General features: G+C 39.6%; 20 protein-coding genes. 5 read left to right on the top strand and 15 right to left on the bottom strand.

Annotated elements, in window-relative coordinates:
- The first annotated feature begins 136 nt into the window (after nucleotides 1–136).
- The 3 genes from SOS22_RS06445 to SOS22_RS06435 all read left to right on the top strand — a co-directional run bounded on the left by SOS22_RS06445 (nucleotide 137) and on the right by SOS22_RS06435 (nucleotide 4,183).
- Nucleotides 137–2,032, top strand: coding sequence for a BglG family transcription antiterminator (locus SOS22_RS06445; RefSeq protein ID WP_320596705.1), 1,896 nt, complete (start codon nucleotides 137–139; stop codon nucleotides 2,030–2,032).
- A gap of 65 nt (nucleotides 2,033–2,097) precedes the next feature.
- Complete coding sequence (locus SOS22_RS06440; protein WP_320596704.1) at nucleotides 2,098–2,754, top strand: TMEM175 family protein; 657 nt, start codon at nucleotides 2,098–2,100, stop codon at nucleotides 2,752–2,754.
- A gap of 160 nt (nucleotides 2,755–2,914) precedes the next feature.
- Nucleotides 2,915–4,183, top strand: a complete 1,269-nt coding sequence (locus SOS22_RS06435; RefSeq protein WP_320596703.1) for an ATP-binding protein — start codon at nucleotides 2,915–2,917, stop codon at nucleotides 4,181–4,183.
- A 12-nt stretch (nucleotides 4,184–4,195) separates the two neighbouring features.
- Here the strand turns inward: SOS22_RS06435 and trpA are convergent, their stop codons facing one another.
- The 8 genes from trpA to SOS22_RS06395 all read right to left on the bottom strand — a co-directional run bounded on the left by trpA (nucleotide 4,196) and on the right by SOS22_RS06395 (nucleotide 12,273).
- Nucleotides 4,196–4,969, bottom strand: a complete 774-nt coding sequence (gene trpA, locus SOS22_RS06430) for a tryptophan synthase subunit alpha (RefSeq protein WP_320596702.1) — start codon at nucleotides 4,967–4,969, stop codon at nucleotides 4,196–4,198.
- Nucleotides 4,962–6,146, bottom strand: coding sequence for a tryptophan synthase subunit beta (gene trpB / locus SOS22_RS06425; RefSeq protein WP_320596701.1), 1,185 nt, complete (start codon nucleotides 6,144–6,146; stop codon nucleotides 4,962–4,964). The genes trpA and trpB overlap by 8 nt, the downstream gene beginning before the upstream one ends.
- Nucleotides 6,143–6,739, bottom strand: coding sequence for a phosphoribosylanthranilate isomerase (locus tag SOS22_RS06420; RefSeq protein WP_320324652.1), 597 nt, complete (start codon nucleotides 6,737–6,739; stop codon nucleotides 6,143–6,145). The genes trpB and SOS22_RS06420 overlap by 4 nt, the downstream gene beginning before the upstream one ends.
- The gene (trpC, locus tag SOS22_RS06415) at nucleotides 6,726–7,514 is read right to left on the bottom strand and encodes an indole-3-glycerol phosphate synthase TrpC (protein WP_320596700.1); all 789 of its coding nucleotides are present in this window, start codon (nucleotides 7,512–7,514) and stop codon (nucleotides 6,726–6,728) included. Before trpC ends, SOS22_RS06420 begins: the two co-directional genes overlap by 14 nt.
- Nucleotides 7,507–8,529, bottom strand: a complete 1,023-nt coding sequence (gene trpD / locus SOS22_RS06410) for an anthranilate phosphoribosyltransferase (protein ID WP_320596699.1) — start codon at nucleotides 8,527–8,529, stop codon at nucleotides 7,507–7,509. The genes trpC and trpD overlap by 8 nt, the downstream gene beginning before the upstream one ends.
- Nucleotides 8,526–9,107: an aminodeoxychorismate/anthranilate synthase component II gene (locus SOS22_RS06405; protein WP_320596698.1), complete on the bottom strand. Its 582-nt coding sequence runs from the start codon at nucleotides 9,105–9,107 to the stop codon at nucleotides 8,526–8,528. The genes trpD and SOS22_RS06405 overlap by 4 nt, the downstream gene beginning before the upstream one ends.
- Nucleotides 9,104–10,573 (bottom strand): anthranilate synthase component I, encoded by a 1,470-nt coding sequence (gene trpE, locus SOS22_RS06400; protein ID WP_320596697.1) that lies wholly within the window; start codon nucleotides 10,571–10,573, stop codon nucleotides 9,104–9,106. The genes SOS22_RS06405 and trpE overlap by 4 nt, the downstream gene beginning before the upstream one ends.
- Before the next feature lie 317 nt (nucleotides 10,574–10,890).
- Nucleotides 10,891–12,273, bottom strand: a complete 1,383-nt coding sequence (locus tag SOS22_RS06395) for a PLP-dependent aminotransferase family protein (RefSeq protein ID WP_320324657.1) — start codon at nucleotides 12,271–12,273, stop codon at nucleotides 10,891–10,893.
- A gap of 106 nt (nucleotides 12,274–12,379) precedes the next feature.
- Between SOS22_RS06395 and pdxS the strand changes: the two genes are divergently transcribed.
- Both pdxS and pdxT read left to right on the top strand, forming a co-directional pair.
- Nucleotides 12,380–13,246 carry a pyridoxal 5'-phosphate synthase lyase subunit PdxS gene (gene pdxS, locus SOS22_RS06390; protein ID WP_414144418.1) on the top strand — a complete coding sequence of 289 codons (867 nt, stop codon included), beginning with the start codon at nucleotides 12,380–12,382 and terminating at the stop codon, nucleotides 13,244–13,246.
- Entirely contained in the window at nucleotides 13,243–13,806 is a 564-nt protein-coding gene (gene pdxT / locus SOS22_RS06385; protein WP_320596696.1) for a pyridoxal 5'-phosphate synthase glutaminase subunit PdxT, read from the top strand. Before pdxS ends, pdxT begins: the two co-directional genes overlap by 4 nt.
- Here pdxT and SOS22_RS06380 read toward each other — a convergent pair.
- The 7 genes from SOS22_RS06380 to SOS22_RS06350 form a co-directional block, all read right to left on the bottom strand.
- Nucleotides 13,795–14,727 carry a 3-hydroxyacyl-CoA dehydrogenase gene (locus tag SOS22_RS06380; protein WP_320596695.1) on the bottom strand — a complete coding sequence of 311 codons (933 nt, stop codon included), beginning with the start codon at nucleotides 14,725–14,727 and terminating at the stop codon, nucleotides 13,795–13,797. The genes pdxT and SOS22_RS06380 overlap by 12 nt on opposite strands.
- 57 nt (nucleotides 14,728–14,784) lie before the next feature.
- Entirely contained in the window at nucleotides 14,785–15,237 is a 453-nt protein-coding gene (locus SOS22_RS06375) for a low molecular weight protein-tyrosine-phosphatase (protein ID WP_128519316.1), read from the bottom strand.
- A gap of 143 nt (nucleotides 15,238–15,380) precedes the next feature.
- Entirely contained in the window at nucleotides 15,381–15,620 is a 240-nt protein-coding gene (locus SOS22_RS06370; RefSeq protein ID WP_320596694.1) for a hypothetical protein, read from the bottom strand.
- Between the two features lie 183 nt (nucleotides 15,621–15,803).
- A complete protein-coding gene (locus SOS22_RS06365; protein ID WP_320596693.1) occupies nucleotides 15,804–15,968 on the bottom strand; it encodes a hypothetical protein in 165 nt (54 codons plus the stop codon).
- 62 nt (nucleotides 15,969–16,030) lie between these two features.
- Nucleotides 16,031–16,861 carry a hypothetical protein gene (locus SOS22_RS06360; protein WP_320596692.1) on the bottom strand — a complete coding sequence of 277 codons (831 nt, stop codon included), beginning with the start codon at nucleotides 16,859–16,861 and terminating at the stop codon, nucleotides 16,031–16,033.
- A gap of 20 nt (nucleotides 16,862–16,881) precedes the next feature.
- Entirely contained in the window at nucleotides 16,882–17,397 is a 516-nt protein-coding gene (locus tag SOS22_RS06355; RefSeq protein ID WP_320596691.1) for a Mov34/MPN/PAD-1 family protein, read from the bottom strand.
- Nucleotides 17,348–19,045: a ThiF family adenylyltransferase gene (locus SOS22_RS06350; RefSeq protein ID WP_320596690.1), complete on the bottom strand. Its 1,698-nt coding sequence runs from the start codon at nucleotides 19,043–19,045 to the stop codon at nucleotides 17,348–17,350. Before SOS22_RS06350 ends, SOS22_RS06355 begins: the two co-directional genes overlap by 50 nt.
- Nucleotides 19,046–19,048 lie beyond the last annotated feature (3 nt).

Genomic DNA, 19,048 nt, shown 5'->3' with positions numbered 1-19,048 from the left:
GAAAGAAAATAGGTCACCTCTTTTCCAAATTTGCGAAATTCATTAATACACCTTTTTGCATTTTGGATGAAAAATCCTAATTTAACAACCCACCTTTAGTTTATTATATAGTTAAGTAAGAGAGTGGAGGACTTGTATGAAGAGTTTATTTGGCGATAACCGACAAGCGGATATCTTATCTTTAATGCGTGGTGGTACAAGCCTTTCTATTGATTTATTAGCGCAAAAACTGAGTGTATCGGATCGTACGATTCGCAATGACATCAAGACTATCAATGAAACCTTAGGAGATAGTGGCATCATCGAAACCGATCAGGGCATTTGTAGCTTGCGCATCTTTGATGTGGATTCCTTCCAAACCGCCTATAGTCATATTATTGCGACCGATGATCTGATGAATTCACCATCACGTCGAATGGACTATATTTTTGGTAAATTGATGTTTTCTTTTTCACCGGTATTGACCGATGATCTGGCCTATGAAATGAATGTGGGCCGTACCACATTGATCAAAGACCTAAAAAAATTACGGAAAACGATTGAACCTTATAATTTATCGATCATTGGCAAGACCAGTCAGGGATTGATCCTGCAAGGGAATGAAATCAATATTCGTCGATATGTGATTGAAAACTGTTATGATGCTTTATTTAATGATTATCCCATTGATCTAGAAATATTGGATACTATCCAAAGCAATTTTACTCGTCATCCTTTTTCGGATCGCGTTCAGCAACAATTTAAGAACTATTTTATCTTGATGATGGACCGTTTTCTAAAAGGACATTTTATTGGTCATTTACCTACGTATTATTATGCTTTGGCAGCTCGTGATGGCTTCGGCTTTGTGAATACCGTGGTCGATCAAGTAGGACATTTGCTGCAAGTGGACTTCCCGATTGAAGAAAAGATCTATATGTTGATGCCAATCATTGGTATGCGAACACCAACCAATGCAGAGGAACTCTACAATATCAAATTGGATGACAGGATCACACCATTGACCGAGGAAATCACAAAAGCCATTAATGATCAATTAGATATTCAAATTGATACCTATGAATTCACCGAAGAATTTATGTATCATTTGATGTTTATGATCAATCGCTTGCGCTATGGCATCAAAGTCGAAAATCCACTGATTGAAGAAATTCAGAAAAAATATCCTATTGCGTTTGAAATGGCAACCATTGCTGCGCATGTCGTCTCCAAGAAATTTAATGTTGAGATCCCACAAAGCGAAATTGGCTTTCTAGCTACCTACTTTGGGGTGTTTATCGAAGTCAATAACTTGCATCATCGCAATGAACATATGGCCTTGGTTTGTGGTTCGGGTATTGTTACGAGTCGTTTGATCATGGTTCAATTGCAACATGTTGTCGATAGTGATACACGTGTGGATACATTTACGCCCAATGAGATCACACCCGATAAATTGAATGCTTATGATGTCGTCTTATCTACGGTACCGATTGATTTTGATCTCAATCGACCCGTCATCTATATTCGTGAAATCTTTGATGAAGATCAATTACGTTCACGCTTAAAGAAAGCTGAATATTGGCAACCCAGCAATACGAGCATGGACGATAACTGGTATGTATTAGCCAATTTATTAAAAGAAGAAAACTTCTTTGACTTGAGTGATTATGATACCTATACATCGGCTTGTGATTTCATGATGGATTGTTTGATTGATGAAGGATCCGTCGATGCAGGCTTTAAAGAACGCATGCATGATCGTGAGAAAAAAGGAACGATGATCTTTGGTCATCTGCTGGCCTTACCTCATACCATTCAAACAATCAGTAATGAATTGGTCATTGCGTTTGGAATTTTCTCGCATCCTGTGGATGATGTTCAAATCATCATTCTATTGGGTCTACCAAAGAATGTTGAAGAAAACGATAAATTGCTGATTCGGATCTATGATGAGATCATGACCATCGTCAAGGATGATGATTTGATCCAAAAGATCACGCAATGCAAGACCCAACCGGAATTATTACGGGTCTTATATAAACGGATTTGAAGCAGACAACTGCTTCTTTTTCTTTGAAAATAAGCTATAATTTTGTCAAGAAAAGAGGGAGTTATATGGCTCAAATCGATAAAAAAAAGGCAATGAATATGTATCGAAAAGTACAAGATGAATTGCCGAAACAAACCAAAGCGCATTTGGAAACATTCAATGATGGTGTGATTGCCATATATATCACCATCATGGCCCTGGAACTTCCCTATCCGCATGGCGATGTATCGTTCCATTCGTTTCTGGGCACCATCTTGATCTTTTTTATCAGCTTTTTTGTGATTGCGAACTTCTGGTACGATATCCATCGCACCTTTTTGACCTTGGATACAGCCGATCATGGCATCGTCGTCGTTGATTTCATCTTGTTGGCATTTTTAGCCTTGATCCCGGTCATGACCAAATGGGTCATGCACACTTCTACAGAAGCATCCGTGATTGGTTATGGCATCTTATATCTTTTGGTTTCGTTGCTGGAATTGTTGCTTTTTTATATGGCACACCACCAACGATTCAATGAATATATCCACTATTTCCGTACATTTTTATTTCTTCGTACCGGTAGTGTCCTTTTGATCAATCTCGTCTTGATTGGTTTGGCCACACAATATCCAAAAGAAGCGATGGTTCTCTATTTATTGTTGCCTATCATTTCTTTCTTTTTTCCCCAATTTCGTTTGAAACGAAGAGTTCATAACCACATCACAAAAAAAGGCAGATGATAATGATGTATCTGCGATTGAATGGCCGCATTCATGGAACTCATGATTGCAGACCTTTTTTCTATTCGAAGTAAATTTGTCGAATATAATCGACAAATTTACTTTATTTTTGTCGATTATATTCGACAAATTTCATATAATAAGAGAAGAGGTATATATCATGAATCACGAAATACTAAAACGAATCATTGCGGAACAACATGTAGTCATTTCTCATGCGACGATCATCCAAAGAGAATATCGATTTGAAGAAAATGCAAACTATATATTAACGGGTATGCGTCGAGCTGGAAAATCAACAATAATGTATGATAGGGTCCAAGATTTGATTCAAAAGGGGGTGAAATGGAATCAAATTATCTATATCAACTTTGAAGATGAACGTCTTGCAGAATTTCGCATGGAAGATTTTAACGATATTGTTGAAACGGCTGCCGAACTAACAACACGAACCCCTTACTACTTTTTAGATGAAATTCAGAATATCGAAGGTTGGGAACGTTTTGCACGAAGAATGGCAGATATGAAAGCACATATGTATATTACCGGAAGTAATGCAATCATGTTAAGTCGAGATATGGAAGCACGATTAGGCGGTAGGTATCTATCCCAAAATATCATGCCTTATAATTTTCGAGAATATGTAACCGCAAGAAATATTTCTTATGATATGGCATTGTATACATCGAGTGATATTGGTAAGCTTCGTCAATCGGCCAATGATTTTATGCATGAAGGAGGATTGCCTGAATCGCTATTATATCTGGACAAACGGCCATATATAGAAGGAATTTATCAAAAAGTTCTACTTGGTGATATTGCCGGAAGAAATGGGATTCGAAATGAAATGGGGTTGCGGATCCTGATGAAAAAGATTGCAGAAACCGTATGTAGTGAAATGTCCTATACAAAACTGTATAATACCCTAAAAAGCATTGGTCTTCGTATGAGTAAAGATACTGTTATTTCTTATATTCAATATGCGAAAAATGCATATTTGATTTTTTCTGTACAAAATTATTTTGCACGATTTGTTGAAAAAGAAAGTATTCAACGATTCTATTTTTTGGATAATGGCTTTTTAAATTTATTTGTAGATGACAACAATACCGCTCTTTTAGAAAACTTGGTTGCGATTACTCTTTTACGAATGTATGCCCATCCTATTTATTACTTAAAATCTTCTAAAACGGGTATTGATATTGACTTTTTTGTACCTTCAACACAGACTGCAATCCAAGTGGCTTGGAGCATTCAAAATCTAGATACACGAAAAAGAGAAGTCGATAATTTAGTGAAATTGGCACAGCATTTTCATGAAGCTCAATCTTACTACATCATCACTCATGAAGAGGAAGAAACCATTCAAGTGAAAGGAATAACGATCCAAGTGATCCCTCTCTATCGTTTTTTGCTCAAAAAAAGGTAGAGAATGACTTCTCTACCGTATGGCCTCGACCATGGAACGCACATAGGCTTCCACCTGATCGGGGGCTTCTTTTCCATATTTCGCAATGATCTTGATGATGGCCGAACCGACAATGGCCGCATCTGCTTTTTCGGTCATCTTTTTGGCTTGTTCCGGCGTTGAAATACCAAAACCAATCCCACAAGGAATATCACTCACATGACGAACAATATCGACCATTTCATTGACATTGGTCGTGATCTTAGAACGCGTTCCTGTCACACCTAGACTGGATACACAATACAAGAAGCCTTGGGCATCTTCGGCAATCATCTGGATACGATCATGACTGGTTGGTGCAATCATGCGGATAAAATCCAATCCATATTGATGACATACCGTTTCAAATTCATCTTTTTCTTCATAGGGTACATCCGGTAAGATGATCCCGCTCATATCCGTATCCACCATCTTTTGACAAAATTTTTCGGTACCATAATGGAAAACCACATTGGCATAGGTCATGAAGACCATGGGAATGGATGTTTCTTTACGAACTTCTTTGATCATTTCAAAGACATCATCGGTCGTACATCCGTTGGATAAGGCTCTTTCATTGGCTTCCTGAATGACCGGGCCTTCTGCCGTTGGATCGGAGAAAGGAATACCCAATTCAATCAGATCACATCCTCCTTTTTCTAAAGCTTTGATGATCTTTTTGGTAGTGTCAAGATCTGGATCGCCACAAGTCACAAAAGCCACAAAGGCTTTGCCATGATCAAAGGCTCTTTCTATATTTTTATTCATAAATCTCCTTTCCGCGATAGCGTGCCATCGCTGCGACATCTTTATCCCCGCGACCCGAAATCGTAATGACCACGATCTTATCTTTTGGCAAGGTTGGAACCAATTTTTGGGCATACGCTACGGCATGTGCACTCTCAATAGCTGGAATGATACCTTCGGTACGTGATAAATATTCAAACGCATCAACCGCTTCATCATCCGTGATCGGTACATATTGAGCACGACCCATATCGTGCAGCATCGCATGTTCCGGACCAATGCCAGGATAATCCAAACCAGCACTGATGGAATAAACCGGGGCAATTTGACCATACTTATCTTGGCAGAAATAGGATTTCATACCATGGAAAATGCCTAAACTACCTGTCGCAATGGTAGCCGCTGTATCTTTGGTATGGATACCACGACCCGCTGCTTCACAACCAATCAATTGGACTTGTGGATCATCAATGAAATGATAGAAAGAACCAATCGCATTGGATCCACCACCGACACACGCAATGACAGCATCTGGTAAGCGTCCTTCTTTTTCTAACATCTGTGCTTTGATTTCTTTGGAGATAACCGCTTGAAAATCACGCACGATTGTTGGGAATGGATGAGGTCCCATGACAGAACCCAATACATAATGCGTATCATCAATGCGTGAAGTCCAATCACGGAAAGTTTCATTAACGGCATCCTTTAACGTTCCGGTTCCAGATTTAACAGGATGGACTTTGGCACCCAATAATTCCATACGATAGACATTCAATGCCTGTCGTTCGGTATCTTTTTCACCCATAAAGATTTCACATTCCATGCCCATCAAAGCAGCAACGGTTGCAGTTGCGACACCATGTTGACCAGCACCGGTTTCGGCAATGACACGGGTCTTTCCCATTTTCTTTGCCAACAAACATTGACCCAATACATTGTTGATCTTGTGAGCACCGGTATGATTGAGATCTTCTCGTTTCAAATACACTTTGGCACCACCGAGATCTTCAGTCATATGTTTCGCATAATACAAACGCGAAGGTCGTCCGGCATATTCATTCAACAAGGTTTCCAGTTCTTGATTGAATTCTGGATCATCTTTATATTTATTGTAGGCTTCTTCTAATTCAATAACGGCATTCATGAGGGTTTCCGGAATATATTGTCCTCCATGAATTCCAAATCGTCCTTTACTCATAATTTTCTTCCTTTCTGTACACACATTCGTATTTTATTGGCATCTTTGACTCGATTGGTTTCTACCCCACTCGATATATCGATGGCATAAGGGTGAACCGTTTGAATGGCTTGTTCAATATTGGTTTCATCCAATCCACCCGCTAGAAAAAAGGCACGATCCATGGCTTGGATCATTTGCCAATTAAAGGTTTGGCCACTTCCCTTGCCACTATCTAATAATACATAATCAGCACTGCTTTGCGCGGCTTTTTCTAGATCCTCTTCATTATGGATTTCAAAGGCTTTGATGATGGGACCAAAGGATTTGAGATATTGAATATCCGCTTCCGTTTCCTGACCATGTAACTGGGCCATTTGAATGACTTTTCGTGTCAATAAATCACGAATGACTTCGTTGTCTTCATTCACAAACACGCCAACGGAAATGATATCTGGATCCAATTGTTTGGTGAGTTTCTCTACTTCTTCTATATCCAATGAACGAAAGCTTTTGGGAAAGTCAATGATAAAGCCACCATAATCCGGCTTATAGGTATTGACCATTTCAATATCGGCTTGTCTACGCAAACCACAAATTTTAATCTTGGCCATACTTTAACCTTTCCAACATCGCTTTCTTGTCGACTGCTTTCATCATGGTTTCCCCAATCAATACCGCATTGACTTGGGCATCTTCTAATTTTTGAATATCCACATGATTTTTGACGCCGCTTTCAGCGACAAATAAACAATCGGTGCCAACTTGTTGGCGCAATCGTAAACAATTGGTCGAATCCACGGAAAAGTTGCGTAAATTCCGGTTGTTGACGCCAATGATCTTGGCTCCTACCGCTTTCGCAATTTCTACTTCCTTTTCATCATGACATTCTACCAATGCATCCATGCCTAAGGATTCTGCCAATTCGAAATACGCTTTGATTTCATCCGGATCCAAAATGGATACAATCAATAAAACAGCACTCGCCCCATACATCTTGGCTTGATAAATCATATACGGATCGATCGTAAAATCTTTTCGTAAACAAGGAATAGAAACAGTCGAACTGATTTCTTGTAGATAATCTAATTTTCCTTTAAACCATTGGGGTTCGGTCAAGACCGATATCGCATCGGCGCCGGCTTGTTCATAGTCTTTCGCAATGTCTACATAGGGAAAGACATCCACAATTTGTCCTTTGGATGGAGAAGCTTGTTTACACTCACAAATAAAGGATATGTCCGGTTTGGCTAAGGCTTGATAAAAGGAATGATTTCCCATCGGCATGGCTTCGGCCTGGGCTTTAACTTGATCAAGGGAAACTTCGGCTTTTTCTTTTTCGACTCGTTTTCTTGTCGCTGCTGCAATTGTTTCTAAGATATCAGGCATTGGAAACCTCAATCAATTTTTCTAAGGTTGCCAATCCTTTCTTTTCGGTAATGATCTGATCCGCCAATTGAACGCCCTCTTCCATGGAAGCGGCTTTTCCATAGATATAGAAACCAAGACCAGCATTCATACAAACGATATCACGTTTTGGTCCTTGGATCTGATTTGCTAGGATATCCTTGGTCAATTGGGCATTTTCTTGTGGCGTACCACCGACGATATCTTCTTTGGAAGCGCGTTGGAAGCCAAATTGTTCCGGGGTAATGGTGCTGGTTCGATAGAAGCCATCGCGAATTTCACAAACCAGTGTAGGCGCCGAAATGCTGATTTCATCCAATTTGTCCATGCCATAAACGACAAAGCCACGTTCTACGCCTAATTTGGTCAATACTTTTGCGACCGGTTCGACTAAATATTGATCATAGACGCCCAATAAGAAATAATTTGGTTTACTTGGATTGGTCAATGGACCTAAGATATTGAATACGGTACGGAATCCTAATTCTTTACGGATGGCACCGACATATTTCATCGAGGTATGATATTTCTGCGCAAAGAAGAAGCACATGCCGACTTTTTCTAAGAGTTCTTTGGCCTTGGCTGGATCTTGTTGGATATTCACACCCAAAGCTTCTAAACAATCGGCCGTACCAGATAAGGAACTAGCGGCACGATTGCCGTGTTTAGCTACCTTGACACCACCGCTAGCTAAAACAAGTGCAGCCGTAGTAGAAATGTTGAAACTATGGGCCCCATCTCCTCCGGTTCCGACAATATCCATCACATCCATATCGCCGCGATCAAAGGGAATGGCTTTTTCCCGCATGGCTTGGGCACAACCACTGATTTCATCGATGGTTTCCATATGTGCACTCTTGGTGGATAGGGCAGCCAAGAAGGCGGCATTTTGAACTTGTGACGTTTTTCCTGACATGATCTCATTCATGACGGTATAGGCCTCGTCATAGGTTAAATCTTCTTTTCTTACAATTTTTTCAATCGCTTCTTTGATCATTTTGTTTGTCCTCCAATCATTGAAATAAACTGTTTGATAAATAAAGGTCCGTCGGGTGTCATCACACTTTCGGGATGAAATTGAAATCCATATAGTGGATAGTTGACATGTTTGATAGCCATGATCTCGTCATCCTCACTTTTGGCTAAAACTTTGAGTTCTTTGGGCAAGGTATCGGCTTGGATCGATAAGCTATGGTATCGCGCCGCAGGAAATTGTTTCAATCCACCAAATATCGGATCCTCTTGGATCACATGGATGGTGTCCTGTTTACCATGCATGAGTTGTTTGGCATACGTGATTGTGGCGCCAAAGGCTTGGGCAATGGCTTGATGTCCTAAACAAATGCCTAAGATGGGAATGTTTGGATAAAAGGTTTGGATCAAATCGATACAGATTCCGGCATCTTCGGGTCGTTTGGGACCGGGGGATAACACAATGGCATCGGGACGGTCCGCTTTGATCGCATCCAGGGTGATTTCATCGTTTCTGGCCACTTGGATATCCGAACATTCGGAACCGATCCATTGATACACATTGTAGGAAAAACTATCGTAATTATCGATCAATAAAATCATTCAAATCCCTCCTGTGCTTGTTGGATTGCCTGAACAACGGCTTTGGCCTTGTTTTGGCATTCGCGATATTCGTTTTCAGGTATACTGTCGGCAACAATACCCGCTCCTGAACGAATACAAATTTCGTGATCTTTTTTATACACCAAACGAATGGCAATGCAAGTATCTAAGTTACCAGTAAAATCGATGTAGCCGATGGCTCCTCCATAGATGCCTCGTTTGGAATGTTCCAATTCATCGATGATCTCACACGCTCGAAATTTTGGGGCTCCTGATAAGGTGCCAGCGGGCAAGATGGAATCGAGTGCATCTAAGGCATCAAGATCTGGACGAATGGTACCGGTCACGGTTGAACCAATGTGCATGACTTGACTAAAGCGTTCAATGGCCATGTATTTATCGACCGATACACTGCCAATTTTGGCAATGCGACCAATATCATTACGACCAAGATCGACCAGCATATTGTGTTCGGCTCGTTCTTTTTCATTCGCTAAGAGCGCTCGTTCCTTGGCTTTATCTTGAGCGGGTGTCTTACCGCGTGTGGTAGTACCGGCTAAGGGAAAAGTAAATAAGGTATCATTTTCTAATTTCGCCAAGGTTTCTGGACTGGCTCCCGCCATTTCCATATCTTCACCGGAAAAATAGAACATATATGGGCTGGGATTGGACGTGCGCAAGACGCGGAAGGTATCAAATAAAGATCCAGTGGCTTTGGCACGCATGGGATTGGACAGCACAACTTGGAAGATATCCCCTTCGTGAATATAGTGTTTAGCCGTATTGACCATGTCTTCAAATTCACGTTCGGTACATTCGCCATGAATGTCTTCTTCCAAATGAATGGGGGCAAATTGTTTTTTCTTCCCTGTTTTTAATACCTTTTTCATGGCTGCCAATTTCTGGATGGCTTGTGAATAGGAGGCTTCCAAATCCGAGGTAAAGACACCGGTCATCAAGATGATCTTTTGTTTATAGTGATCAAAACAGATGACCGAATCAAACAACATGACGTCCATATCTTTAAAATCGGTATCGTGGTGATGGAGCTTCAATTTGGGTTCACTATATTTGATATAGTCATAACTGAAATAACCGACCAGTCCGCCGCTAAAGGGTGGCAGCCCTTCAATTTTGGGACTGGTATATCGTTCCATGATCTTTCTTAATTCATTTTTGGGATGAGCTGTTTGAAATTGCTCATCTATCGTTCCATCGAGGGAACGAATATGCATATTTCCATCGGTGCATGTGATTTCCATGGTGGGATCATAGCCCAAAAAAGAATAACGACCCCATTGTTGATCTTGACTTGCACTTTCAAGTACATAGGTATGCTTCGATACATTACGCAAAATTTGAAGAACTTGAACAGGGGTATACATATCGGCGAAGATCTCGGTGCATAAAGGAACGCGTCGATAGTCTTTCGCATACGATTGAATTTGTGCAAAGCTAGGATACATTGGTTTTACCTCCTAAATAAAAAACTCGTCCGATAGAAAAAAACTATCAAGGACGAGTGAATAGACCCGCGGTGCCACCTTGTTTTACAAGTTATCACCTGTACACTTAGAGAATCCCAACAGATTCTTGATCGTTGACGCCGATCCTACGTCATAGAATACTCAGCATTGCTTTTGACTATGCCCTCAGCGGTCCATTTGCGAAATTGTTACCATCTGGCTTGCACCGTCCCAGACTCGCTTTGGCACATCTTTTCGTTTGATCTCCGCCTCATCGGTTTCTTTGTGAAAATATCGTAACATATTTTCAATGATTTTCAAGAATTATTTTCAGAAATAATGTAAAGAAATGCTTTACACACTTTTTGCATCTTTTCTGGTGTCAATTGGGCATAGTTAATCAAAAACGTATGGGTATCATAGGGTTTTTGATAATAATCCGATAGCGCATGGATCTGAATCGAGGCCGCATGCATGTGTTCGATGATCTGCGCATCGGAAAGGTTTGTTTTTAATTGTAAAAGAAAATGCAAGCCGGATTCATTTTCAATGATGGCAACGGGTAGGTCCGATTGTTTGATCGTGGTCATGATTTGTTTACGTAAACGACCATAATACAATCGCATGCGATTGATGTGTTTTTCAAAATAGCCTTCGTTTAGAAAAGCCGCCAGAGTATATTGTTCAAAATTGGATACTGTACACGCATAAAAGGATAATTCTTGATAATACCGTTTGGCTAAAGAGAGTGGTAAGACCATATAACTGATTCGAATGGTTGGACTCAAAGATTGCGAAAAGGTATTCATATAAATGACGCGATCACTTTCGTCCATACTGAATAAGGTAGGTAATGGTTTGCCATGACGGCGAAATTCACTATCGTAATCGTCTTCAATGATGTAGCGATGAGATTGTTGATTGGCCCAGGCTAGAATTTCATAGCGACGAGGTGTAGGCATCCGAATACCGGTTGGAAATTGATGGTTGGGAGAAATATGAACAATATTGGCTTTGGTTTTCTGTAATTGTTCCATGGATAGGCCTTGATGATCCAATCCAGCATAACAGATAGAAACATCTTGTTTTTGATAGATCTGGGATAAGCGAGGATAGCTTGGATCTTCCAAACAAATGGTTTGATTTCTTCCCAACAATTGAATCAATAAGCCATAGAGATATTCCGTTCCTGCGCCGACAATGATTTGATTGGGATCGACCATCATATTGCGAAACGACTGTAGATGGGAGGCAATCGCCTTTCGCAAAATCAAGGTACCGGCACTTTCTGAGCGTTTCAATAAAGCATCCGCTTGTTCATTGTAGATGCGACGCGAAAGTTTCGCCCAATTGGACATAGGAAAATGCATGGTGCCATTCCCGGATAGATCGATCTCATAAACAGGAGATGGTTTCACCAAATGATAGTCTAATGAAACCGGGCTGGCATGAGGAACATTGGAAAGGGGTGACACAAAATAGCCTCGTTTGGGTTGGGTATAAACATATCCTTCACTAATCAACTGGTCATATGCATTTTGGATCGTAATGGTACTAAGACCTTGTTGGCGGGCAAAGGATCGTTTGGATGGTAATTTTTCATGAGGTTGGAGTTTTCCTTCTACGATATCTTTTTTGATGCATTGATAGATTTGTATATACAATGGGATATTGGCTTGTTTTAAATCATAGGTCAGCATATTTGTCTCCTATCTGGTATTTTAAAATAATTATAATTTGAATATTTTTATATATCCAGAATGATAGTACCATGGGAACCATGAACAAACAAGGAGGCAGAAAGAAATGAATGAAACAATCAATCGTGGACTTGCACAAATGTTGAAAGGTGGGGTCATCATGGATGTCACAACACCGGAACAAGCCAAGATCGCGCAAGAGGCCGGGGCTTGTGCCGTCATGGCTTTAGAACGTATTCCTGCTGATATTCGTGCAGCGGGTGGTGTATCGCGAATGAGTGATCCCAAAATGATCCAAGGCATCCAACAAGCCGTTTCCATTCCAGTCATGGCCAAGTGTCGAATTGGTCATATCGCCGAGGCCCAGATCTTGCAGGCATTGGATATCGATTATATCGATGAATCCGAAGTCTTGAGTCCGGCGGATGATACCTATCATATTGATAAAACCCGATTTCAGGTTCCTTTTGTATGTGGAGCCCGCGATTTAGGAGAAGCTTTGCGGCGCATTGAAGAAGGAGCAGCCATGATCCGTACCAAAGGCGAACCTGGTACGGGCGATGTCATTCAGGCCGTTCGGCATATGCGCAAGATGCAGGCACAGATCCAATGGGTGGTCAGTAAACGTGCGGATGAATTGTTTGATTTAGCCAAACAACTGCAAGTCTCGTATTTTTTGCTTCAATATGTGCATGCGAATGGCCAATTGCCCGTTGTGAATTTTGCAGCGGGTGGAATTGCCACACCAGCGGATGCCGCTTTGATGATGCAATTGGGGGCCGAAGGTGTCTTTGTGGGATCGGGCATTTTTGCATCTGGTAATCCAGCCAAACGAGCCAAAGCCATCGTGCAAGCGGTCACCCATTATAATGAGCCAAATATCTTAGCGGAATTATCCAAAGATCTTGGCCCAGCAATGGTGGGCATCAATGCCGATGAAATTGAACTGATCATGGAGGAAAGAGGACAATGAAAACAGTGGGTGTCTTAGCGTTACAAGGTGCTTTTATCGAGCATGAAAAGGTATTAAAAGAATTGGGTGTCCAACCTTTGGAGGTCAAACACAAAGAAGATCTCGATGCAATTGATGGAATCATCTTACCTGGTGGTGAAAGCACCACCCAAGGAAGTCTTTTAGAAACAGAAGATCTTTTACAACCGTTAAAAGAAAAGATTGAACAGGGCTTACCTACATTGGCCACTTGTGCTGGAAGCATCTTACTATCCCAAGAAATTGAAGATCAACAAGAAGTCTATCTCCAAACTTTACCGGTTACCATTCGCCGCAATGCGTTTGGACGGCAAAGTCATAGTTTTAAAAGCCGTGGTACTTTTTTGTCCACGGCCGTTGAGATGATTTTTATTCGGGCGCCTTTTTTTACGCAGGTCGATCCCGATGTGCAAATTTTATCGAAAGTAGAAGATCATATCGTTGCCGTTCAGTATCACAATCAAGTAGCCTTGTCGTTTCATCCTGAACTTACACAAGATCTAACGATTCATTCGTATTTTATCCATACACTACTCGTATGAATAAAATCCAGCTTTGGCTTGTACACCAGTCTTTCCTTGGTCGATATAGGATTTCAACATATCGGCCACTTTTTTCATAGCTGGATTCATTCGAGCAATATTATAAGCCGTTTGAAGTCCCACAATATCTAAGATCTGCATCGGTCCATATGGAGCTCCTGTCGCTTTACGCCATGTCTTATCAATAGTTGGCGCATCGGCAATGCCGTTGGCATATAAATTCAAAGCGGCATTTAAGAATGGCACCAACAAGGAATTCAGCACATAGCCAGGTTGTTCTTTCTGTAAACAAATGGGTTCCATACCAATTTCCTTCCCAAACGCAACTGCTTGTTCAAATACATGAGGATCGGTATGGGAATGTCCCATGATCTCAACGATATTGTATTTCCAGATCTCATTGGCAAAATGCATCGCCAAATAACGTTCGGGCCGTTTAATATGATCGACAAATTGACTAGGTACCATGGTCGATGAATTGCTGGCCAGGATCGTATCCGGTTCTAAATATTGTGATAATTTTTGATAGATATCGATCTTGGCTTCCAAATCTTCGGACATGGCTTCAATGACGATCATGGCATCTTTACATGCCTTTGCCATATCCAATTCTAAGACAATGGAAGCATAGGCTTTTTCGACTTGGGCTTGTTTGGCTTCGATATCCGCAACACTGGTTTGTGAAAGATCAGCTACCAATCCATGGGGATAATACGGATAATCCGTTCCACAATACGGTTTCAACGCTTCCAAAGAGGACAAATAAATGGATTTCAATCGATCCAATTTTGGCTGCGTGCGCGTTTTGGAACTTTCCATCCGTAACCAGAATGTGACATCAAATCCTTGATAAGCAGCTTGAAACGCAATTTGTGAACCTAAAACACCACCACCCACAACGACTACTTTTTGGTTATTCATAATAAACCTCCTTTTCTATATGATTGATTTCATTATACCGAGGTTTACCATCAATTGTTACTCATATGCATCTATCATTTGTGCCAATTGTTTCAAACGATAGATGCATCCTTCCCATATATCTTGATATGCCGTCTCAAAGTCATCCGTCCACCAGGGATCGGATACATCGCGATCGGGTAATAAGCGTTGAACTTTGTGTTGTGGATCTGAGCCAAGAATTCGCAAGATATCTCTTCGATTTTCCGCATCCATATAATAGATATGATCAAATTTTTGATAGTCCGATTTGGTTAAGATGCGTGCCTGTCTTTTAGAAAATGGGATCCCCTTCTCTTTTAATTTTGAACGAGCAGGATAATACATATCATTGCCAATTTCTTCATAGGTAGCCGCAACCGAGTCCACTTCCATGGTATATCCCTGTTTTCGACATAGATCCTTCATGATAAATTCAGCCATCGGGCTTCGACAGATATTGCCATGACAGACAAATAGGATTTTGAGCATAGAACCTCCCCTTTTTCTTTCATTCCTAAATTAACATATCTTGTCTTGATTTTCTATGATGGAGACAATTGGACTGGTTATCCCGCTTTCACGATTTCCAAATTCCAAAACCGATTCAATTCATTTGTTCTCTCACATTTCTTTCACCAACTCCGATGCTCTGGACACTTTTTATCCAATGTAGCCATGATATCCGTACGATCAAAAATAGACTGGTCTGTAAATTTCTTTCGAAGCATCCATATTTGATTTGTGGTCTTTGGTGAAAACATGCCGTCAATGTCCGGTTTTTCATCACCAATGTCCGGTTTTTTGAATGTTTTACAGATATGCAACGTCCGGTTTTGCAGGGGATTCTGTTCCTCAAGTAAAAGATTTTTCAAATCATTATAATTTGCGCGTACAAGGGCATTACGAAAATATCATTTGTGGTATCCAATCCAAGGGTTCGCAAATATTGAATGAAAAATACAGCGATGGTACTTGGATTTCACAAAAAAGCAGCAAATGTGCTTTCGATTTTCATTTGTAGCAATTACGCCTCTCAAGTCATCATTTTCATAGGTTCACCAAAATTCCAGAGAAGCTACAATATTTTCATTTTCAATAAAGTCCCGGAATGATTTAGCACCTTCATCAGAATAGTCAGGAGCTTCAAATTGTAAAAATGTTTCCCATATAAGTTTTAGTGCCGTAGTAATCTCAACTTTATTACTAATTTCCCGTATCATTCCTAATCGCCTTTACCTATATTAGATAAAACAGTTAATATATTAGTAAACAGCGAAAAACCTTAATAAATCTTATGTCCTTTTCCATCAAATCTACGCATACCGCTACGCTTCTGCTGATAAACAAACACATGCTGAATATTTCCTCGGTCCGCCATTTTAAACGTAGAACGTATTATTCGTACCGTATTCATTGGATTGGTTGTAGCATAAACATTGACTATATATACTTGTGGAAGTTTCCTAATTTCTTCAGATACTGCATTTACAAATTTAGGGCTAAAATGGCGAGTATGGCTATTTCCAATATTTCTGCTAATTTTAATTGTTGGTAGAGTTTTCTTTCTAAACGGTATTTGGTTTGACTCTATAACATAGGTATCCTCAAGAATTAAATTTATCTCCAATAAATCTGCTCTCATATTTTTCTTTTTGACGATGCACTCCGGCTCATCTTCAATTATCGGAAAATCCGCTTCATCCAATGGGTAATCTTTAAATATATTTTCAACAACAAGTTTAAACTGCATGTATATCGGTACTAAAATAAGATTACATTTTTTAATTCCCAACACTTTTGCGCAAAACCAATACCATACATATGGATAATTATGATATACATTATCATTATTCATTATAAATTCTTTGTTGTATCTACGGATTGCTATAAGAGTAACAAATAATAAACTCAATGAAATAATCGCCATATTGCCGGTTTTTAATATGTAATATGGTAGAAAATCGCCAATGTCTGGTTCTGGTTTGTGATGTTTCAAATAAGCCACAAACCATGAGGGAATATCTAGCATATATGGCAAAAAGATTACTATTATTAATATCAATACTTCTACTATTTGGACAAAATTTGCCTTTATTTTTTTTATTATTTCCATATTCATTTCCCCGTCTTTTGCTATCGATATAAACCATCCTTTCCCTTTTCACATTCAAAAATTTCAGTAATTATACCATTTTGTGAATTTCCTACCCAAACACGCCATTCCTTTATACCCACAATTACAAAAAAAATATACTCACATCCCGTTTTTTCTTCTTTTAGAGAATCTGTCCAGTCTACCCAATCTATACTAGATGGAATGGGAATCCGCTGTGGATGTGTATGCCAAACCCCCATATAATAACTTTTATTGCGTTCTGCCTTTTTTAGAAAGAGCATATGACCTGGGTCTTTTATGTTAAATCTAAGCCGATTTTTAGTATCTAACATATAAGGATGCGATACTGTCTCAAGAGAAATATGCCCCGTTTCCTTGTGTCGATACCCAACAATATAACCACCACTTTCCGGCTTTCCGTCCGAATTCTGTATCCATTGATACATTTCGTTTAGAACAGGCGATAAAACATCGACCACCTTATTATTTGGAAGTTTCAGTTTCACACATTTGCAACTTTTTTCTATTTCCACAGCAATTACATCCCTCCATCGGAATAATATGTGCAGGATATGACACCTTATCTGATAAAATATCAATTAACGTATTATTCTTTATTTCTCCCGAAAAAACCTTTTGCATTATATTAAGCAACACAGCCACTGTTCTAAGCAAAACAGATGTTCCATATGCAGCTCTAGTTCCCCCACAACCGTTTCTGACCAAACTGCTTTCCAACTGAGCTTCCGTATTTAGCATAGCCCGATTATTTACAAGTTCACCATCTGCATTCGTATATAAACACTCAAAGCATCCCTGTTTTTCGTAATTAACCGTCAATATATGACTATATTGACCTCCAGCTTCAAGCCATACAAAGAAAACAGGTATTTTACAATGCAGTTCACTCAATATCCTATTAAACCTCAACTGCATATCACTACTTCCAATCGTGAAAATGATCAAATCTACCGATTGTAGTTCGGATTTCAGTGCTTCTTCATCCAAATTATTTTCGTGAATTTCTGTATGCACTTGTGGATGAATCATTTTAAGTAAAAGCCCAAGTATATTAGCTTTATTTGAGTTAATACCTAATCCACCAAATACCCAACGCATTCTATTTTCATCATACAGCTTATCTCCATCATAAAGCACAATATCAGAAGCACCATTTTTCACCAGTTCAGGCGCTACATAACTTCCTAATGATCCGCCCCCTACAAGGAGTACTTTCTTATCATATAAAATTCTGTCATTGCCAATAATCTCGTTTAAATACAAATAATCCTTTCTTTTTGTAGCAATCAATGATATCTCTATCCCGTCTTCATTTACCTTTTCAAGCAGTGTTCTTCCGCTCCTATTCTTGCATTTTACCATCACAGCAAAGCAAACTTTTGTATGCACCCCATTCATCTCAAATACAAGAATTACATTTTGTGTATATACAATCTCACTTTTCAACTGAAAATATGTATCAGCACTGATATGATTAATCTGCTTACCATAAATGATCTCTTTGACATTTTCGATAGTCCAAAAATGATTACGATATGGTGGTAAAATTTCCCTACTGTCAGTAATCGGAATGAAAAACACTTCTGTTTCAAAATGTTGCTGCCACTTTCTTTCCCCTTTGGAATTACGAGAATTGAGATCCATTAACCCTACATCTTGCTCAATATACCTGGTTATTGTTCCGCTACAATATTTCTGTAACTTACAAAATTTAATATCCTGCTTCAAATAAACATCTGCGCACTGTAAATCAGCAGCGCTATTCCAATAATATAAGAATTCCTTTTGAAACTCTTTTTCCCGTTCCGTTTTCGTCATTGTTAGTAATTCTATCAGCCGATCCACAGCGTCCATAATTTTATCTTCATATGAAAACAAAGACTGAACAACACTCTCTTGCTCATATAAACAAACCAACCTGTACTTTCCGACCGGTAACATTTCCCCTTCATCTATATTAATATTTTTCAGAAGTATATGCGGAAAATCCAAGCCCTCATCATTATATAAACATATTGTTGCCGTAGAACTTATGTCATCCTTTGACGGACTCATAAGCAAAAATTCCTTTCCAAAAAGTCTAAACATAACCCAATCTTCAAGGTAAACCTGAATAACAACAATATTATCGTATGTCTCCAGTATTTCTTTTGCTGTCATCTG

Source organism: Absicoccus sp. (assembly GCF_034090965.1).
Taxonomy (GTDB): Bacteria; Bacillota_I; Bacilli_A; order Erysipelotrichales; family Erysipelotrichaceae; genus Absicoccus; species Absicoccus intestinalis.
Note: the sequence above shows the minus strand (reverse complement) of the source record. Positions and strands in the feature narration are given on the sequence as shown.